This is a genomic window from Eggerthella sp. (assembly GCF_048329335.1).
Classification (GTDB): Bacteria; Actinomycetota; Coriobacteriia; order Coriobacteriales; family Eggerthellaceae; genus Eggerthella; species Eggerthella lenta.
Window position 1 is genome coordinate 1 of record NZ_DBFEGU010000321.1, and the last position, 2,235, is coordinate 2,235.

The 2,235-nt window shown below is 67.4% G+C and carries 2 protein-coding genes; both read left to right on the plus strand.

Going from position 1 to position 2,235, the window contains the following annotated elements:
- Positions 1-1,015 (plus strand): dihydrodipicolinate synthase family protein (locus ACMO6A_RS10120; RefSeq protein WP_418471190.1); only part of this gene is annotated, 1,015 nt, incomplete at its 5' end.
- Positions 1,016-1,022: 7 nt separating this feature from the next.
- On the plus strand, positions 1,023-2,235 hold a 1,213-nt coding region (locus ACMO6A_RS10125; protein WP_418471191.1), incomplete at its 3' end, for an amidohydrolase.

Consider the following 2,235-nt stretch of genomic DNA (forward strand, 5'->3'; position numbering starts at 1 on the left):
CATCCCGGCCATCCCGCTGGTTCTGGACGAAAACCGGAAATTCAACGAGGCGGGCCAGCGCACGCTGATCCGGTATTATCTGGACGCTGGGGTGGGCGGGCTGGCAGTGGCGGTGCACACCACGCAGTTCGAGATCCGCAAACCGGAGGTGGGCCTGTTCGAGCCGGTCCTGCGTGTGACGAAAGAGGAGATGGACGCATACGAGGCGCGCACGGGGAAAACGCTGGTGCGCGTGGCGGGCGCGTGCGGTGAAGCGGAGCAGGCGTGCGCGGAGGCGCGCACGGCAAAGGCGCTGGGGTTCGACGCGGTATTGCTGAGCCCGGGCGGGCTGGCGCACCGGACGGAGGAGGAGCTGGTGGAGCGCACCCATGCGGTGGCGGCAGAGATGCCCGTGATCGGGTTTTACTTGCAGACGGCCTGCGGCGGGCGGCGGCTGTCGTATGAATACTGGAAGGCCGTGGCGGACACGCCGGGCGTGGTGGCCATCAAATGCGCTTCGTTCAACCGGTACCAGAGCATCGACCTGGTGCGGGGCGTGGCGTACAGCGCGCGGCGGGAGGAAATTGCGCTGTACACGGGCAACGACGACAACATCGTGGCGGACCTTTTGACGCCGTACCGGTTCCCGGTGGACGGCAAAGAGGTGGAGCTGCGGTTCGTGGGGGGCCTGCTGGGGCACTGGTCGGTGTGGACGCACAGCGTTGTGAAGCTGTACGAAGAGCTGCGGGAATACCGGGACGGCCGCGACATCCCGGCGGAGCTTCTGGCGCGGGGCGCGGCGGTCACAGACTGCAACGGCGTGTTCTTCGACGTGGCGCACAACTTTGCCGGATGCATCCCGGGGGTCCATGAGGTGCTGCGGCGTCAGGGCCTGATGGCGGGCACGTGGTGCCTGGACCCGGACGAGACCCTCAGCGAGGGACAGGAGCAGGAGATAAGCCGCGTGTATGAGATGTACCCTCATCTCAACGACGACGCGTTCGTTGCGCAGAATCTTGAAACATGGAAAGCGTGAGCGGACTATGAACACAATGACAGACGCGCTCAAGCGCGCGGCGTGCGCCGCCATCGACGCACAGGCACAGCGCCTCACCGCTTTCGGGCGGGATATCCTTGCCCATCCGGAGCTGGGCTATAAGGAAACGCGCACGGCCGGAAAGGTGCTGGAGGCCTTTGCCTCGCTGGGTCTGACGGACGTTACGCGGCCCGCGCGCACAGGCGTGAAAGGCTGGCTTTGGCGCGGCGCGGGGCCGCGGGTGGCCGTTATCGGGGAGCTGGACGCGGTGCTCAGCCCCGGCCATCCGTTTGCGGACAAAGCCACAGGCGCGGCCCACGCCTGCGGGCACAACGCCCAGCTTGCCTCCATGCTGGGCTGCGCTGTGGGCCTGCGGGCCGTGGCGGACAGCCTTGCGGGCAGCGTATGCCTGCTGGCGGCGCCCGCGGAGGAATACGTTGAGATCGGCTGGCGGGCCGGGCTGAGGCGCGCGGGCGAAGTACAGTATCTCGGCGGTAAGCAGCAGCTCATCGCGGAAGGCGCTTTTGACGATATCGACATGGCCATGATGGTGCACAGCGAAACAGACGCCCCGCAGCCTCGCGCGGTGGTTGCAGGCGCGGCGGGCGGCTTTATCGGCAAGGAGCTGCGGTTTCTCGGCAAAGAGGCACACGCGGGCGGCGCGCCCTGGGAAGGCGTCAACGCGCTGAACGCGGCATCCCTTGCCATCGCGGCCATCCACGCCAACCGTGAGACTTTCCGCGACGAGGACCATGTGCGTGTGCATCCTATCATTACAAAGGGCGGGGACCTGGTGAACCCCGTGCCCGCAGATGTGCGCATGGAGAGCTACGTGCGGGCCGCCAGCGTGCAGGCCATGCGCACCGCCAACGCCAAAGTGAACCGTGCGGCCCGGGGCGCCGCTTACGCCGTAGGCGCGCGGGTGGAGATCGACGATATGCCGGGTTATCTGCCGCTGGCGCAGAACGCGGCGCTTTCCGAACTGTTCGCGGCCAACGTCCCGGTTTGCGCGCCCGGGCTTGCCGTGGAACGCGGTCTGCCCTTCTGCGGCAGCACGGATATGGGCGACGTGTCCTACCTGCTGCCCGTTATCCAGCCGACGGTGAGCGGCTTTTCCGGCGCGGCGCACAGCAGGGACTTTGCCGTCGCCGATGAAGCGCTCGCCTATCTGGCGCCCGCCAAGCTGATGGCCGCGACGGTCATCGACCTGCTGGCCGGCG